Here is a 15,921-nt window from a genome sequence, read left to right on the forward strand (position 1 = left end):
TCGTGGAAGAGTTGGCGGCGCTCAGAACCCGGCCCCTCCGAAGCTGCGCGGCGCCGGGTCGATCACCTGCACCTGGCGGTCCTGGATGGTGGCGACGGCCAGGCCGCGTTCGTTGGTCCCGTCGGGCAGCAGCCGGAAGACGCCGCCGGTGCCCTGGAAGCCCGCGCCCTGCGTCAGGTCGCCCGCGCCAAGGCCGCGGCCCTGCGCGGCCAACGCTCCGATGGCAGCGATGCCGTCATAGGCCAGGCTCGCGATCGGGTGCGGGGCCGACCCGTAGGCCGCGCCGTAGCGCGAGTTGAACTGCGCGGTGCGGTTCGGGTCGGGCAGGGTGAACCAGCCGCCCTGCACGCCGGGCAGGTCCAGCGTCTGGGACGGGATGTCCCAGCGGGTCAGGCCGACGAACTGGGTGGTGTCGCTGCTGATGCCCTGCTCCGGCAGCATCTGGCTGAAGAGCGGCAGCGCGCCGGCGGTGTTGGCGGTCAGGTAGAGCGCGTCGGCGCCGTTCGTCTCGACCGCCGACTTGATCTGCGGCACGGCGTTAACGACGCCCTGCTGGGTGAACTCATGCGGGACCTCGGCGACGATGCTGCCGCCGGCGCGGGCCACGGCGTCGCGCACCGCGGTGGCCGCGGTCTGGCCCTGCACGTCGGTCGAATAGGCGATCACGCCGCGCGGCTTGCCGTGCGAGACGGCGTATTGCGCCAGCCGCTGGCCGGTGTTCTCGAAGGTGTGGCCCAGCACCCAGACGTTGCCGCCCGCGATCGAGGTGTTGTTCGAGAAGCTCAGCACGTTCACCCCGCCCTGCGAGGCGGCAAGGCCGGCGGCGTTGGCCTCGCCGGCATAGACCGGCCCGAGGATGATCTGCGCGCCCTCGACCACCGCGCGGTTGGCGGCGGACTGGGCGGTCGCGGCATTGCCGCCGGTGTCGTAGACGCGCAGGTCGATCTCGACCCCTTCGAGGTCGGACATCGCCAGCCGCGCGGCGTTCTCGAGGCTCTGCGACAGGACCGCGTCGCCGGAGGTGCCGGAGTTCTGCGGCACAAGCAGCGCGACCTTGACCGGGTCGCCGGGCTGCAGCGCGGGGCCGCCGAAGCCCCCGCCCGAGGGCATCGGGCCGCAGGCGGCGAGCATCGCGGCCGTGGCGAGCGCCGCAGCGGTGCGGACTGGCGCCTTGCAGGCGGCTTTCAAAAGGGCGAACATGGCGTGCCTCCTTGCTGGGGCGGGCCGCTCCGGCCCCGCCGGGGCGGAGGCGTGGCTCCGGGCATGGTGTATCCTGCGGGAATATAGAGAAGTGACAAGGGGAATCCAGCCGTGAATCCGGGCAGCGAAAAACTGGCGCCGGGGCTCTACCTCGTGTCGGTCCCGATCGGGGCCGCGCGCGACATCACCTTGCGCGCGCTCGATATTCTGGCCAGCGCCGATGTCCTGGCGGCCGAGGACACGCGCTCGCTCCGCCGGTTGATGGAGATCCACGGCGTGGCACTCGGCAGCCGTCCGCTGCTGGCCTACCACGACCACAACGGCGCCCGGGTGCGCCCGCGCCTGCTGGAGGCGCTGGCAGCGGGCCAGAGCGTGGCCTACGCGTCCGAAGCCGGGACGCCGCTGGTCGCCGACCCGGGGTTCGACCTGGCGCGCGAGGCGCGCGGGGCCGGGTACCTCGTCACCGCGGCCCCCGGCGCGACCGCCGCGATTACCGCCCTCACGATCTCGGGCCTGCCGTCGGACAAGTTCCTTTTCGCGGGCTTCCTGCCCAACACCTCGAGCAAGCGGAAATCCGCGATGAAGGCGCTCTCCACCGTGCCCGCGACGCTGATCTTCTACGAATCGCCCAAGAGGGTCGCGGCCATGCTCGCCGACGCGGCCGAGGTGCTGGGCGACCGGCCGGCGGCGCTGGCCCGGGAACTGACCAAGAAGTTCGAGGAGGTGCGCCGCGGCACGCTGACGGAGCTGGCCGCGAGCTGCGCGGACACCCCGCCGAAGGGCGAGATCGTGGTGCTGGTGGAGTATGACGATTCAGGGATTGTTAGCGATACTGACCTAGAAACCGATCTGCGGGCGGCACTGGCGACGATGTCGGTGCGCGATGCGGCGGATCATGTCGCCGCGGCCCGCGGGGCCAAGCGGCGCGACGTGTATCAACGCGCCCTCGAGGTGGCCCGCGAAACGGAGTGACCGGGCCGGAGGGGCGGATGCGGAACTGGCGACAGGCGGATTGGTGCGATGCGGCCCCGGTGACCACCGGGCGGCGCCAGCGCCGCGGCGCCCGGGCCTACCTGGCCGGACAGGCGGCCGAGGACCGGGTGCAGCAGGACTACGAGCGCCGCGGTTACCGGCTGGCCGCGCGACGCTGGCGGGGACGCTCCGGTGAGGTCGACCTGATCTTTCGCGGCAGCGCGGCCGTCATCTTCGTCGAGGTGAAATGCGCGCGTGATTTCGACCGGGCGCTCGACAGCCTCGGCGCGCGCCAGATCGCGCGGATCTGCGCCGCGGCCGAGGAATTCGTCGGGCGCGAACCGATGGGCAGCCTGACCGACATCCGGTTCGACATCGGGCTGGTCGACGGGACGGGCGCGGTCCGCGTCATGGAAAACGCCCTCGCCGCCTGAGCGCCATTGCACCCCCCCGGCTTCTGCGTCATCAAGGACCGGCCTTGCGACGGACAGAGACGGGGAATGCGATGAAGGTGGCCTTTCAAATGGACCCTATCCAGGGGGTCGACATCAACGCCGACAGCACCTTCCGGCTGGCCGAGGAGGCCAAGCTGCGCGGTCACGAGCTCTGGTATTACGGCCCCGACCAGCTGTCCTACCGCGAGGGTAGGGTGGTCGCGCGGGCGCAGCCGATGCAGGTGCGCCGGATCAAGGGCGACCACGTCACCCTGGGCGAAAAGCAGGACCTCGACCTGGCCGATGTCGACGTGGTCTGGCTGCGCCAGGACCCGCCCTTCGACATGCATTACATCACCACGACGCACTTGCTGGACCGGGTGCATCCCAAGACGCTGGTGGTCAACGATCCCTTCTGGGTCCGCAACTGCCCCGAGAAGCTGCTGGTCCTCGACTTCCCCGAGCTGATGCCGCCGACCACCGTCGCCCGCGACATCGAGACCATCCGCGAGTTCAAGGCCAAACACGGCGACATCATCCTCAAGCCGCTCTACGGCAACGGCGGGGCCGGCGTCTTCCGGCTGGACGAGAACGACCGCAACCTGTCGTCGCTCTACGAGCTCTTCACCGGCTTCACGCGTGAACCGCTGATCGTGCAGAAATACCTGCCCGCCGTAACCAAGGGCGACAAGCGGGTGATCCTGGTCGACGGCGAGCCTGTCGGCGCAATCAACCGCGTGCCGGCCGCGGGCGAAACCCGGTCGAACATGCATGTCGGTGGCCGCCCCGAGAAAGTCGGCCTGACTGAGCGGGACCGCGAGATCTGCGCCACCATCGGCCCGGTCCTGCGCGAGAAGGGCCAGGTCTTTGTCGGCATCGACGTGATCGGCGACCACCTCACCGAGATCAACGTGACCTCGCCGACCGGCATCCAAGAGCTCGAGCGCTTTGACGGCACCAATGCAGCCGCGCTGATCTGGGAAGCGATCGAGGCCAAGCGGGCCTGACCCGCGATGAGCCGGCGGCTCACGGTCCTCAACCGCTACCTGGCGCGGGTCGAGAAACCGGCGCTTGCCCGGCTTGGCCCGGACGTCGCGCGGCGCCGGTTCGACCGCCAGGCGGCGCTGTTCCGCGATCCCCTGGGCGCCAGGTACCGGGCCGAGACCCTCGGCGGGGTGCCGGTCACCTGGGCCGAAACCGGGCCGGAGGGCGCGGGCGCGGGGGTGATCATCTGGCTGCATGGCGGAGCGCATGTCATCGGATCGGTGCGCACGCACCGCGCGATGGTCGCGCGGCTGGCGCAGCTCTGCGGATGGCGCGCCTGCCTGCCCGAGATGCGGCGCGCGCCCGAGCATCCCTTTCCCGCCGCGCTGGAGGATGCCGGGGCGGTCTGGGAGGCCCTGCGTGCTGCGGGCCATGACAGGATCGTGCTGGCGGGCAATTCCTCGGGCGGCGGTCTCGCGCTCGCGCTGGCGGCACGGCTGCTGGCGCGCGGAGAACACCCGGCGGCGCTGGTCCTGATGTCGCCCTGGACAGACCTCACCGGCACGGCCACTTCGCTGCGCGAGAACGCCGATCGCGACGTCCTGTTGCCGGTGACCCGCTTCGACGAGGCGCGGCGTCTCTACCTCGGCACTGCCGATCCGCGCGATCCCGGCGCCTCGCCGCTCTTCGCCGACTTTCCGGGCTGTCCGCCGGTCTGGATCCAGGCCTCCCGCGCCGAGATCCTGCGTGACGACAGCCTGCACATGGCCGACCACCTGCGCGCCGGCGGGGCGGAGGTCGAGCTCGACCTCTCGGACGACCTGCCGCATGTCTGCGCGATCTTCCAGGGCTGGCTTCCCGAGGCCGACGAGGTCCTCGACCACGCCGCGCGGTTCATCCGGGCACGGTGTCCCGCAGGGTCGTCAGGCGGAAGGTGATTGCCTCGGCCACGTGATCGCGGCCGACCGTGTCCGCGCCGTCGAGATCCGCGATGGTGCGCGCCACCCGCAGGATGCGGTGGTAGCCGCGCGCCGACAGCCCGAAACGCTCCGCCGCCGTGTCGAGCAAGGTGCGGCCCGCCGCGTCGGGCCCCGCGGCACGTTCCAGCGCTTCGCCCGACAGATCGGCGTTGAGCCGCGCCGTCCCGCCGCCGTCGAACCGGGCCGACTGCACCTCGCGTGCCGCCGCGACCCGTGCCGCCACCGTGGCCGAGGCCTCGCCACCCGGGGCGGTTCCGAGGTCGGCGAAGGCGACCGGCGGCACCTCGACCCGCAGGTCGAAACGGTCCATCAACGGGCCCGAGATCTTGCCCAGGTAGTCCGTCCCGCAGCCGGGTGCCCGCCCGCAGGCGCGGTGCGCGTCCGACAGGTGACCGCAGCGGCAGGGGTTGGCGGCGGCGACCAGGAGGAAGCGCGCCGGATAGCGGACATGGGCATTGGCACGCGAGACCACGACCTCTCCGGTCTCGATCGGCTGGCGCAGGGTTTCCAGCACCGCGCGGGGAAACTCCGGCAGTTCGTCGAGGAACAGGACCCCGTTGTGCGCCAGGGAGATCTCGCCCGGTTTCGACCCCCGCCCGCCGCCCACGATGGCCGCCATCGAGGCGGTGTGGTGCGGTTCGCGGAACGGCCGGTCGCGCGAGATGCCGCCGCGGGTCAGCAGGCCCGACAGCGATTGGATCATCGACGTCTCGAGCGCCTCGGCCGGGGTCAGCGGCGGCAGGATCGATGGCAGGCGCGCCGCCAGCATCGACTTGCCCGATCCCGGCGGCCCGACGAAGAGCGCGTGATGCCGCCCCGCCGCGGCGATTTCCAGCGCCCGCTTGGCACGCTCCTGGCCCTTCACGTCGACCAGGTCGAACCGTCGCGGGTCGGACGTGACCTCGCCCGGTTCGGCGGGCGTGATCGGCGCCTGCCCGGTGAAGTGGCGCACGATGGCCCCGAGGCTGGTGGCGCCCAGCACCTCGGTCCCGCCGATCCAGGCGGCCTCGGCGCCCGAGCCCTCGGGGCAGATCAGCCCGCGGTCCTGCTCGGCCGCGGCCATGGCGGCGGGCAGGGCGCCGATGACGGGCACGAGGGTGCCGTCGAGCGACAGCTCGCCGATGGACAGGAACCGTTCGCCCGCCTCCTCCGGCACGATCTCGATCGCGACGAGCAGGGCGAGCGCGATGGGCAGGTCGAAATGGCTGCCCTCCTTCGGCAGGTCGGCGGGCGAGAGGTTGACGGTGATCCGGCGCGACGGCAGGGCGATCTTGAGCGCGGAGAGGGCTGTGCGCACCCGGTCGCGCGCCTCGGACACGGCCTTGTCCGGCAGGCCCACGACCGAGAAGGCGGGCACGCCGGGGGTGACGGCACACTGCACCTCGACGATGCGCGGCTCGACGCCTTCGAAGGCGACGGTGTAGGTGCGTGAAATCATCCCTGCCCCCCTGCCAGTCAAGGGTAGAGGGTGCGTGGTTGATGATTGGTTAACGCATCCGGTTCAAGGTCATGTCAGCTTTACGATCCCGTCCCAGATCAGGCGGATCGACAGCAGGAAGAGCGCGATCTGGATCAGCCGGACATAGAGGGTCTCGGGGATGATCCGGGTCAGGCGGTAGCCGGCATAGGTGCCGATCACGGCCGAGAGGACCAGCATCCCGACGGTCGGCAGGTCGAGGTGATCGAAAAGGCCGATTGCCCAGTAGGCCGGCAGTTTCGACAGGTTGATCGCGGCAAAGCAGATCGTCGTCGTCCCGGCAAAGACCAGCTTGGGCAGCTTCTGCGGCAGGACGTAGGTCTGAAAGGGCGGGGCGCCGGAGTGCGAGATGAAGCTTGTGACGCCGGTCAGGATGCCCCAGAACACGCCGCGTGGCACGTCGGCGCTGCGCGGTGGCCCGTTGCGGGCGCGGCCGAACCAGGCCCGGGTGCAATAGGCCAGCCCGATCAGGCCGGTGGCGATCAGGAAGACCTCGGCCGGGAGCCACGGGGCGAGGGCGGTGGCGATCACCACCCCGGCAAGGCCCGCGGGGATCAGGATCCTCAGGTTCCGTGCATCGTAATCGCGGCGGTAGAGCCAGACGCCGACCATGTCGCTGACGATGAAGACCGGCAGCAGCAGGGCGGCGGCCTCGAGCGGGTCCATCCGCAGCGCCAGCAGCGGGACCGCCACGGTGCCGAAGGTGACAAGCCCGCCCTTGGACATGCCGACGATGAAGGCGGCGATCAGGGCAAGGGGGTCGGGTATCGGCACGGCAACCTCGGGGCGCTGGACGTCCGGCCTGCTTGCCACGGCGCGGGCGGAATGACCATCCCGGTCAGGGGGATAGGCCGGGTCCGCACGACAAGGGGGCGCCGAAGCGCCCCCCGTGATCCCACGCGCCGCCGGTCTCAGGCAGGGTCGGGGAAAAACACGTCGTCGTGATGGTCCGCGATCTCCTGCGCGGTGTAGGCGTGGGTCGGTTCCCACCCCTTGGAGCGCATGACCTTGAGCTCGGCCACGCCCTGGCGTGCGACATGCATGAACTTGCCGGTCTGATCGCCGGACAAGTCCGAGCACATGTAGAGCATCGCCTGCGCGATGGTGTCGGGCTGGCCGGTGACGGGGAAATCCTCGCCCTTCTCGGTCATTTCGCGGTAGCGCGGCAGGTCCGAGGTCATCCGGGTCAACGCGCCGGGCGACATCCCCCAGACGCGGATGCCGTATTTCCGGCCCTCGATGGCGAGGGTCCGGGTCAGGCCCGCGATGCCGGCCTTGGCCGCGCCGTAGTTGGTCTGGCCGAAGTTGCCGATCAGGCCCGAGGTCGAGGTCGTGTTCACCACCACGCCGCCGCCGTTGTCGCGCATCCACTGCCAGACCGGCTTGGTCACGCAATAGGTGCCCTTGAGGTGGACCTTGATCACCGCGTCCCAGTTCGCCTCCGACCCCTTGTGGAAGGTCTCGTCCCGCAAGATGCCCGCGTTGTTGATCAGGATGTCGACCTTGCCCCATTCCGCGATGGCCTGGTCGAAGATCGCCTGGCCGCCCGCCATGGTCGAGACGTCGTCACCGTTGGCGATGGCGGTGCCACCCTCGGCCTTGATCTCGTCCACCACGGCCTGCGCCGCGCCGATCGACCCGCCCGAGCCGTCGCGCGCGCCGCCCAGGTCGTTGACGAGGACCTTCGCCCCCTCCTTCGCGAAAAGCTTTGCATATGCCGCGCCAAGGCCGTTGCCCGCCCCGGTGATGATCGTGACCTTGCCGTCGAGTAGTGCCATGGTTCCTCCGTTCAGTGTGTACTTCGTGTCCGCGCAGGCTCAGCCCAGCTCGGTCAACCCGTGCTTGACCACCGTCACCCCGCGCGCCTTCACATGCGCCTCGAAGCTGATGGTGCCGCCGTCCTTCCACATGTCGACCGTGATCGTTTCGCCGGGATAGACCGGGGAGCGGAACTGCGCCGCGTGGCGGCGGAAGGCGTTCGGGTCCCAGTCGGCATAGGTCGAGAGCACCGCGCGGCAGGTGATGCCGTAGGTGCACATGCCGTGCAGGATCGGTTTCTCGAACCCCGCCTTGCGGCCGAACTCCGGGTCCGAATGCAGCGGGTTGCGGTCGCCGGCGAGGCGGAAGAGCAGCGCCTGTCCGGGCCGCGTGTCGATATCGACCGTCAGATCGGGCGCGCGCTCGGGCACCGGGTGCGGCTCCGGCGCGCCGTCCTTGGGGCCGCCGAAATGGCCGTCGCCGCGGGCGAAGGACATGCCCCGGATGGTGCAGATCTTCTCGCCGTTCTCGTCGCGCATGACCTGTTCGCGCTGGATGATCGCGCCCTTGTCACCCTTGTCCCACGCGCCGGTGTACTGGCTGTCGGCCGTCACCTTGGCGGCGATCGGCAGCGGCTTGTGGAACAGGATGTCGCGCGCGGCATCAACCACCTTGACCCGGTCCACCGGGATCGCCGGGGGGCGCGAGAAATAGCCGAAGGTCGAGGCGAAGGTCGGCACCACCTTCAGCGTCGGGCCGCGCTCGGTCAGCCAGCCCTCGTTAACAAAGGCCAGCTCACCCTCGTCCAGAGGGTCCTCGCCCATGCCGATGCCGAGCGCGTAGAGCATCACGTCCCGGTCGGTGTAGGAGCAGTCGTCGCCTTTCGAGGCCATCTCGAGCAGGTCGGGATAGGGTACACCCATGTCGTGCCTTTCTCAGTAATCGCGCATCCGGGCCCAGCGGTCGCACTGCTGCGCCGCGTTGCCGAAGGTGGTTTCCAGAACGCGGGACCGCTTGATGTAGAACCCCGCATCGTACTGGTCGGTCATGCCGATCCCGCCATGCAGCTGGATCATCTGGCGGGTCATCTTGTTGGCCACGTCGCCGGTGAAGGCCTTGGCGAGGATCGCCGCCTCGGTCGCGCCGGGGCTGCCCGCATCGATCTCGCGCACGGCGTGCTCGACGACGGAACGGGCCAACTGAAGCTCCATGAAGAGGTCGGCCATCCGGTGCTGCAGCGCCTGGAACTGGGCGAGGATGATGTCGAACTGAACCCGGGTCTTGAGGTAGTCCAGCGTGGTGTCAAAGGCCTGCTGGCTGAGCCCCAGCATCTCGCAGGCGATGCCGACGCGGGCCACGTCGAGGACCTTTTCCAGAGGGGCATGGGCTTTGCCTACCTCGCCGACGACCGCGTCCTTGCCGACCGCCACACCGTCGAAGGCGACCTTAGCAAATCCGCGGTAGTCGAAGGTCTTGAGCGGATGGCGCGAGAGGCCCGTCGCGTCCGCCGGAACGAGGAACAGGGTCAGCCCCTCACTCTCCCCCGCCTTGCCGGAGGTCCGCGCGAGCACCAGCATCGCGTCTGCGGCCATCCCCTCGATGACGTGCACCTTCTCGCCCGTCAGGACGTAACCGTCGCCCGAAGACTGAGCGGTCAGCGCCGTCTTCGCTGTGTCATGCCGCGTGCCTTCGTCCACGGCGAGTGTCACGATGGCCGAGCCATCGGCGATCTTCGGCAACCACGCCGCCTTCTGCGCGTCGGACCCCATGTCGCGGAGTGCGGTCGCGGCGACGAGGCCCGAGATGAAGAGCGGCGAGGCGACGAGTTGCCTGCCCATCTCCTCCAGCACCAGCCCCATGCCGGTCACGCCGAAATCGGACCCGCCGAAGTCCTCGGGCACCACCATGCCGGCCCAGCCCATCCCGGCGATCTCGGTCCAGAGCCCGCGGTCGAACACCTCGCCCGCGTCCCGCATCTTGCGGAAGGCCGAGATCGGCGCGCGGCCCTTCACCCATTCCTGCGCGCCGTCGCGCAGCATCTGCTGTTCTTCGGTCAGAACGGCCATGATCCCGCCCCCTTACTGGTGGTCGCGCATCCCGAGGATGCGCTTTGAGATGATGTTCGATTGGATCTCGTAGGTCCCGCCGTAGATCGAATGCGCCTTGTTCTGGAGCATCTGGCGGGTCGAATCCCGCTCGGTCTGGGAATAGTCGTCGCCCTCCCAGCCGATGCCCTGGTGGCCCATGATCTCCATCAGCATCTCGCCGCGGGTCTGCAGCGCATGGCTGGCCGCGTTCTTCAGGACCGATGTCGCCTCGGACGGGCCGGACTTCGATTCCGCCGCCACCCGTTCGACCGTCAGCCGGTGCGCGCGTTCCCACATCTGGTGGCGCACGATCCGGGCGCGCAGGTCCGGGTCGTCGATCCGGCCCTGCGCGTCTGTGCCCACGTATTCCTTGGCCACCACGTCGAGCGGCCGCAACTCGCCCACGTTCATCCGGCGCGCGCCGATGCCTTCGCGTTCGAACTGCATCAGCCGCTTGGCGATGGTCCAGCCCTCGCGCAGCCCGCCGACGAGGTTCTCCTTGGGCACCTTCACGTCGGTAAAGAAGACCTCGGCGAAGGTCTGCTTGCCCGAGATCAGGGTGATCGGCCGCACTTCGACCCCCGGGGTCGCCATGTCGATCAGCAGGAACGAGATGCCTTCGTGCTTGTGGCTGGTGTCGGTCCGGACAAGGCAGAAGCACCATTGCGCGTGCATCGAGCCGGAGGTCCAGATCTTCTGCCCGTTGACGAGGTAGTGGTCGCCCCTGTCCTCGGCCCGTGTCTTCAGGCTCGCCAGATCGGAGCCCGCGCCGGGTTCGGAATAGCCCTGGCACCAGACAACCTCGCCCCGGACGACTGGGGGGATGTGGCGCTGTTTCTGTTCCTCGGTGCCGTACTCCAGCAGGGTGGGCCCGAACATGTTCTGCGCGATGCCCACCATCGGGGAAAAGGCGCCGATCCGCTCCATCTCGTCCCGCAGGATCAGGGCCTGGGCGCGGGTCAGTCCGCCGCCGCCATACTCCGCCGGCCAGGTCGCGGTGCCGCCCCAGCCCTTGTCGCCCATGGCCCGGCGCCAGGCGGCCCAGTCCTCGCCCTCGGGATAACGGGGCGAGATGTCGAAATACTCGTCGCCGCGTCCGGCGAGGCTCTTGGGGAAATTGCGATCGAGCCATTCCCGCACCTCGGCGCGAAAGGCCGAGAGCTGGCTGTCCTGGACGTTCATCGGTGAAGACCTCCCTTGTCCGCGATCCGCACGGCACGGCCTCCTCCTGGCCGCATGGCACGGATGTCGGCGGGAGTGTCAGGCGGGGCAGGGCGGGCGGCAATGCGGCGCCGCGCGAAAACATGAACGTGGCATGGATCGCCGGCCCGCGGCCGGGCGCGGGCCTACCAGCAGGCCGCCATCACCTCGGCCAGCCGGTCACGCTCTGCCATGAATTCCCGCTTGGGATCGGCGTTGAAGTTCTTCAGCGCCCGCTCCAGCATCGGCGCGGCACTGTCCTGCGGTACGCCGAGCGTGGTCAGGGTCTCGGCCATGCCGAGTGCGCCCAGGTCGGCGCGCATCCGGTCCGCCAGCATCTCGGGCAGCGCCTCGGCCTGACGCACCCGCAGCCCGAGCGCATCGGCGATACCGTCCATTGCCACCGGGTCGCGCGCGCCCAATTCGCGCAGCACGTTCGGCCCGAGCGCCGAAACCGCCGCCCCCTGCGCCACCTCGCCGTGCCGGTGGAACAGCTCGGTCGAGAAGGCATAGGTCACGCGCGAGGTCCAGGTTTCGACCGGCCGCGCGCCGTCATCCGCGGCGCGGTTCTGCAGCCAGGTGGCCACGCAGAGATCGGCGCGCACCGCGTCGCCGGCATCCCCGTCCGACAGCGCCCGGCGGATCCGGTCGGCGAGGGCAAAGACCTCGCGCCGGTTGAGGTCTGCCAGCACCGACGCCCGCCCGTAGCCCATGTCCATCGTGGCCCGCCAGTAGAGCATCGCCGCCGTTGCCCGCAGCATACCCTCGGGCGCGGTGGCCAGGGCCTCGCGATCCCAGAAGAGCGCGGCAGGCCGGGTCTTGGGGTCGAAAAATTCCAGCCGCCGTTCCGCACCCTTGACCGGGGAACCGCCGCGGTCCTGCGCGGTGGTGCCGATGGTCAGCGCGGTCAGGATCGGCAGCTTGGGCGCCATCAGCCGCGGGCTGATCGCTGGCCCGTCCTCGGGATACTGGGTGGCCAGCGCCTCGGGCGCGCCATTCTCGGCCAGCAGGATCGCCGTCACCCGCGCACCCTGCACGACCGAACCGCCGCCAAGCGCGATCAGCCCGTCGGCGCCAAGCTCGCGGGCCCGCGCCACCGCGGCCTGCACGTCCTCGAGCGGGGTGTCCTTGCGCATCGCCGCAAAGACGCCCGCCACCCGCCCGCCCGCCGCGGTTTCGATCCGGGGGAGGAGCCCTGTGCCCTCGGCCACCGACCGGCCGGTAATCACCAGCGCGCGCTGCACGCCCGCGCGCTTCAGCTCGTCCCCGATCCGGTCCAGCGCGCCGGTGCCGCTGTGGATCCGGCAGGCCCGGCTGACCGCGCTGAAGTCATGGTCGATGTCGCGTTGCATGTGCCGTCCTCCCCTGTCGGCCGCAGCTAAGCAGACCCGCCGCCGACTGCCAAGGAGATGACAGATGCGAAGATTCACCTTTCGCGTGAATGACTTGGGCGCATGCTCCCGGACGCCTGTCGACGCCGTGCCGGGGGAATGCCCAAACTTTCCACCCTCTGTCCTTCGCGTGCCGGGCCGGTGCGCGGAAAGCTTGACGCAACGCGAGGCGCCCGTCCAACATCCGCCCGGGGGTGATGCGGGCAGCGTCAACCAAACGATACGAGGCATGGCCAGAACCGTGCCGATTTCGACAGGAGTGGAGCGAACCAATGACTATTACGACCCGAACGCTGCTGGTTTCGGCGGCTGCCAGTGCCCTGATGGCGGGCACGGCGCTGGCCGAATGCCCGGCGGTCACCGTGGCCGACATGGCCGGCGTGGCCCCCGGCGACTTTCCCCAGCAATACGAGCTGTCCGCCTTCCAGGAGGCCGCCGGCTGCGACATGACATTCTCGGAGAACCCCGAGATCGCCGCCCTCAACGGTGAGATCAAGGGCAACCCCGAGCTTCCGGCGCTGGCCGAACGCCTGCCGTCCGAGCCGCTGGTCATCGTGCCCTACGACGGGGTCGGCCAGTACGGCGGCACCCTCAGGGCGCTGTCGAACGCGACCGAGGCGGGCACATCCGACTTCCTCTCGGTCCGTCACGTGAACCTCGTGCGCTATGCCGACGACCTGCAGACCATCGTGCCGAACGTGGCAAAGTCCTGGGAATGGAACGACGATTTCACCCAGCTGACCTTCAAGCTGCGCGAGGGTCACAAGTGGTCGGACGGCGCGCCCTTCACCTCGGCCGACGTGAAGTTCTGGTACGACAACCTCGCGCTGGATTCGAAGGTCATCGAAAAGCCGAAGGACTACGTCCTCGTCGCCGGTGAGCCGATGACCGTCGACACACCGGACGACACCACAGTGGTCTTCAACCTGCCTTCGCCGAAGCCGGGCCTGCTGGCGCACTTCGCGACCTCCTTCGCGCAGGCCTTCCTGCCCAAGCACTTCCTGGGCCAGTACCACCCCGACATCAATCCGGACGCCGACGCGCTGGCGGCCGAATGCGGGTTCGACACCGGCCTGGCCGTGATCACCGCCTATTTCGGGAACTCCGACTGGACCGACACGCCGACGCCGATGCTCAACAGCCCCGACAAGGTGGACTGCCTGGCCAAGGCGACCTACCCCACGCTGGAAAGCCACATCTACACCAGCGAGACGACCGAGGGCCGCAAGCTGGTGGCGAACCCCTATTTCTTCATGGTGGACACGACCGGCCAGCAGTTGCCCTACATCAGCCGCCAGGACGAGCTCTACGCCAACGACAACGAGGTGCGGATCCTCAAGCTGGTGAACGGCGAGGTCGACTACAAGTCGCAGTCGCTGACGCTGGCCGCCGCGCCGCTGCTGCTGGAGAACCAGGAAAAGGGCGCCTTCACCATCCAGCTGAAGCCCACCATCGCGATGCCGGCCTTCTCGTTCAACCTGACGAGCGAGGACGAGGCCAAGCGCGAGGTCTTCGGCAACATCGACTTCCGCAAGGCGATGTCGCTGGCGATCAACCGGGACGAGCTGAACGAAACCTCGTTCTTCGGGCAGGGTGAACCCAAGCAGTACATCGGCTTCTCGCCGACGCCCGAGTTCGTCGATCCGGCGATGACCAAGCTCTATGCCGAATACGACCCCGAGGCGGCCAAGGCGCTTCTCGACGGGATCGGCATGGCCGATACCGACGGCGATGGCTTCCGCGAGCTTCCGGGCGGCGGCAAGCTGGTGCTGAACATGCAGTTCGCCACCCAGGGCATCGGCGGCGAAGTTGTCGAACTGGTCGCGCAATACTGGTCCGACGTCGGCATCAGCACCGCGGTCAAGGAAGTGACGCCGGACGAATACCGCTCGGCCCAGTCCTCGAACCAGCTGGATGTCGGCATGTGGGAAAAGGGCCAGCCGACGGCGATCGTGATGGGCAACAAGGAGCTCTTCGTGCCGCCTTTCGAAAACTACTTCGGCCACCGCACCGGCATGCTCTGGGCCGAATGGGTCGACAGCAACGGCGCGTCGGGCGTCGAGCCGCCGGAATGGGTCAAGACCATGATGGCCGATGTCGACGCGTTCCAGGGCGCGGTCCCGGGATCGGACGACCAGTCCGAGATCGGCGCACGCCTGGCCAAGTCGATGGCCGAGAACCTGCCGTTCATCGGCACGGTGCAGGCGCCGAACGTGATCTATCACCGCAACGCGCTCAAGAACGTGCCGGAGTTCCAGAACTCAGTCTTACGAGTACTACCGGACGTTCCCGTACCTTCCGGCGCAGTGGTACTTCTCGGAGTGATGCGACCTGTAGGGTGGGGGTGAACCCCACCCTACGCCGGCCCGCCGGGCTCGCCCAGAACAGCGCCGGACAACCGGCCGTCCAGGACAGGGAAGACATGCTGCAATTCGCACGATTCACTGCGATCCGCGCCGCGATGGCGCTGTTCACTCTGCTGCTCGTCTCCCTGATCGTCTTTTCGCTGATGGAACTGGTGCCGGGCACCTGCGCCGAACGCTACCTCGCCTTCAAGAACACCCAGGGCTCCGGCATCTCGATCGCCGATATCGAGGCCGAGGAGCGGCGGCTGGGCCTCGACCGGCCGTTCATCGTGCGCTGGCTCGATTGGGTGACCGACGTGTTCTTCCACTGGGATTTCGGCCAGAGCTGCATCCTGCGGCTCGACATCAACGACCTGCTGGGGGGCAAGTTCATCATCTCGGCGGCGATCTGTTTCGGATCGCTCTTCCTCGCCTACCTGATCGCGATCCCGGTGGGGATGCTGGCGGCCTCGTCGAAATCCGCCGTGCTGAACGGGTCTCTGCGCTTCGTCAGCTACCTCGGTCTTGCCATGCCGAACTTCCTGCTGGCGCTGATGGTGATGCTGATCTCGACCATGATGTTCGGCGACAGCATGTCGGGCCTCTTCTCGCCCGAATACCGCGACGCGCCCTGGTCGATGGACAAGTTCCTCGACCTGATGAGCCGGGTCTGGCTGCCTGTCTTTATTCTCGGCTGGTCGGCGACGGCCTTTGCCGTGCAGACGGTGCGGGCGCTGATGCTGGATGAGAACGGCAAGCTCTACGTCACCGCCGCGCAGGCACGCGGCCTCTACGGCAGCCGGCTGCGCTGGCGCTACCCGGCGCGGCACGCGCTCGGGCCGATCATCAACTCCTTCGGGTTCGACCTGAACCGGATCTTCAACGAACTGCCCATCGTCGCCGTGATCCTGACCCTGACCGAGGCGGGATCGCTCCTCCTCGAGGCGCTGGCGCGGTCGAACGACCAGCAGCTGGCCGGGGCGATCATCTTCATGCTGACGGCGACCATCGTGGGGCTGAACTTCATCACCGACATCGCGCTGGCGCTGATCGACCCGCGCGTCCGGAAATCGGTGCTGGGAGGGTAGGGTGC

14 protein-coding genes are annotated in these 15,921 nt (G+C 68.9%); 6 read left to right on the top strand and 8 right to left on the bottom strand.

Annotated elements, in window-relative coordinates; all coding sequences use genetic code 11:
• Positions 1-21 precede the first annotated feature (21 nt).
• Positions 22-1,200: a penicillin-binding protein activator gene (locus ACE2AC_RS19145; protein ID WP_375689292.1), complete on the bottom strand. Its 1,179-nt coding sequence runs from the start codon at positions 1,198-1,200 to the stop codon at positions 22-24.
• Positions 1,201-1,311: 111 nt separating this feature from the next.
• Between ACE2AC_RS19145 and rsmI the strand changes: the two genes are divergently transcribed.
• The 4 genes from rsmI to ACE2AC_RS19165 all read left to right on the top strand — a co-directional run bounded on the left by rsmI (position 1,312) and on the right by ACE2AC_RS19165 (position 4,528).
• Entirely contained in the window at positions 1,312-2,172 is an 861-nt protein-coding gene (rsmI, locus tag ACE2AC_RS19150; protein ID WP_375689293.1) for a 16S rRNA (cytidine(1402)-2'-O)-methyltransferase, read from the top strand.
• Positions 2,173-2,189: 17 nt separating this feature from the next.
• Positions 2,190-2,606, top strand: coding sequence for a YraN family protein (locus ACE2AC_RS19155; RefSeq protein ID WP_375689295.1), 417 nt, complete (start codon positions 2,190-2,192; stop codon positions 2,604-2,606).
• Positions 2,607-2,677: 71 nt separating this feature from the next.
• The gene (gshB, locus tag ACE2AC_RS19160; RefSeq protein ID WP_375689297.1) at positions 2,678-3,613 is read left to right on the top strand and encodes a glutathione synthase; all 936 of its coding nucleotides are present in this window, start codon (positions 2,678-2,680) and stop codon (positions 3,611-3,613) included.
• A 6-nt stretch (positions 3,614-3,619) separates the two neighbouring features.
• Complete coding sequence (locus ACE2AC_RS19165) at positions 3,620-4,528, top strand: alpha/beta fold hydrolase (RefSeq protein WP_375689299.1); 909 nt, start codon at positions 3,620-3,622, stop codon at positions 4,526-4,528.
• On the opposite strand, the gene ACE2AC_RS19170 is transcribed toward ACE2AC_RS19165, so the two are convergent.
• From ACE2AC_RS19170 to ACE2AC_RS19200, 7 genes are all read right to left on the bottom strand, one after another.
• A complete protein-coding gene (locus ACE2AC_RS19170) occupies positions 4,485-6,008 on the bottom strand; it encodes a YifB family Mg chelatase-like AAA ATPase (RefSeq protein WP_375689301.1) in 1,524 nt (507 codons plus the stop codon). The genes ACE2AC_RS19165 and ACE2AC_RS19170 overlap by 44 nt on opposite strands.
• Positions 6,009-6,077: 69 nt before the next feature.
• Positions 6,078-6,821, bottom strand: coding sequence for a sulfite exporter TauE/SafE family protein (locus tag ACE2AC_RS19175; RefSeq protein ID WP_375689303.1), 744 nt, complete (start codon positions 6,819-6,821; stop codon positions 6,078-6,080).
• A gap of 137 nt (positions 6,822-6,958) precedes the next feature.
• On the bottom strand, positions 6,959-7,825 hold the full coding sequence (locus ACE2AC_RS19180; RefSeq protein WP_375689305.1) for an SDR family NAD(P)-dependent oxidoreductase: 867 nt from the start codon (positions 7,823-7,825) through the stop codon (positions 6,959-6,961).
• 39 nt (positions 7,826-7,864) lie between these two features.
• On the bottom strand, positions 7,865-8,728 hold the full coding sequence (locus ACE2AC_RS19185; RefSeq protein ID WP_375689307.1) for a MaoC/PaaZ C-terminal domain-containing protein: 864 nt from the start codon (positions 8,726-8,728) through the stop codon (positions 7,865-7,867).
• Between the two features lie 12 nt (positions 8,729-8,740).
• Positions 8,741-9,871 carry an acyl-CoA dehydrogenase family protein gene (locus ACE2AC_RS19190; RefSeq protein ID WP_375689309.1) on the bottom strand — a complete coding sequence of 377 codons (1,131 nt, stop codon included), beginning with the start codon at positions 9,869-9,871 and terminating at the stop codon, positions 8,741-8,743.
• 12 nt (positions 9,872-9,883) lie between these two features.
• Positions 9,884-11,074 (bottom strand): acyl-CoA dehydrogenase family protein, encoded by a 1,191-nt coding sequence (locus ACE2AC_RS19195; protein ID WP_375689311.1) that lies wholly within the window; start codon positions 11,072-11,074, stop codon positions 9,884-9,886.
• Positions 11,075-11,238: 164 nt separating this feature from the next.
• Positions 11,239-12,444, bottom strand: a complete 1,206-nt coding sequence (locus ACE2AC_RS19200; RefSeq protein WP_375689313.1) for an iron-containing alcohol dehydrogenase — start codon at positions 12,442-12,444, stop codon at positions 11,239-11,241.
• Positions 12,445-12,755: 311 nt separating this feature from the next.
• On the opposite strand from ACE2AC_RS19200, the gene ACE2AC_RS19205 reads away from it, so the two are divergent.
• Together ACE2AC_RS19205 and ACE2AC_RS19210 are read left to right on the top strand one after the other, a co-directional pair.
• Positions 12,756-14,831, top strand: coding sequence for an ABC transporter substrate-binding protein (locus tag ACE2AC_RS19205; RefSeq protein WP_375689316.1), 2,076 nt, complete (start codon positions 12,756-12,758; stop codon positions 14,829-14,831).
• Between the two features lie 74 nt (positions 14,832-14,905).
• Positions 14,906-15,916 carry an ABC transporter permease gene (locus ACE2AC_RS19210; RefSeq protein WP_375689318.1) on the top strand — a complete coding sequence of 337 codons (1,011 nt, stop codon included), beginning with the start codon at positions 14,906-14,908 and terminating at the stop codon, positions 15,914-15,916.
• The last annotated feature ends 5 nt before the right edge of the window (positions 15,917-15,921 follow it).

Origin of the sequence: Pseudooceanicola sp. LIPI14-2-Ac024 (assembly GCF_042188925.1) — a bacterium.
GTDB lineage: Bacteria > Pseudomonadota > Alphaproteobacteria > Rhodobacterales > Rhodobacteraceae > Pseudooceanicola.

Coding starts and splice junctions, on each gene's coding strand:
- ACE2AC_RS19155 (WP_375689295.1), top strand. CDS start 2,190: ATGCGGAACTGGCGACAGGCGGATTGGTGCGATGCGGCCCCGGTGACC.
- ACE2AC_RS19205 (WP_375689316.1), top strand. CDS start 12,756: ATGACTATTACGACCCGAACGCTGCTGGTTTCGGCGGCTGCCAGTGCC.
- ACE2AC_RS19200 (WP_375689313.1), bottom strand. CDS start 12,444: ATGCAACGCGACATCGACCATGACTTCAGCGCGGTCAGCCGGGCCTGC.
- ACE2AC_RS19195 (WP_375689311.1), bottom strand. CDS start 11,074: ATGAACGTCCAGGACAGCCAGCTCTCGGCCTTTCGCGCCGAGGTGCGG.
- ACE2AC_RS19170 (WP_375689301.1), bottom strand. CDS start 6,008: ATGATTTCACGCACCTACACCGTCGCCTTCGAAGGCGTCGAGCCGCGC.
- ACE2AC_RS19190 (WP_375689309.1), bottom strand. CDS start 9,871: ATGGCCGTTCTGACCGAAGAACAGCAGATGCTGCGCGACGGCGCGCAG.
- ACE2AC_RS19145 (WP_375689292.1), bottom strand. CDS start 1,200: ATGTTCGCCCTTTTGAAAGCCGCCTGCAAGGCGCCAGTCCGCACCGCT.
- ACE2AC_RS19210 (WP_375689318.1), top strand. CDS start 14,906: ATGCTGCAATTCGCACGATTCACTGCGATCCGCGCCGCGATGGCGCTG.
- ACE2AC_RS19165 (WP_375689299.1), top strand. CDS start 3,620: ATGAGCCGGCGGCTCACGGTCCTCAACCGCTACCTGGCGCGGGTCGAG.
- ACE2AC_RS19180 (WP_375689305.1), bottom strand. CDS start 7,825: ATGGCACTACTCGACGGCAAGGTCACGATCATCACCGGGGCGGGCAAC.
- ACE2AC_RS19185 (WP_375689307.1), bottom strand. CDS start 8,728: ATGGGTGTACCCTATCCCGACCTGCTCGAGATGGCCTCGAAAGGCGAC.
- gshB (WP_375689297.1), top strand. CDS start 2,678: ATGAAGGTGGCCTTTCAAATGGACCCTATCCAGGGGGTCGACATCAAC.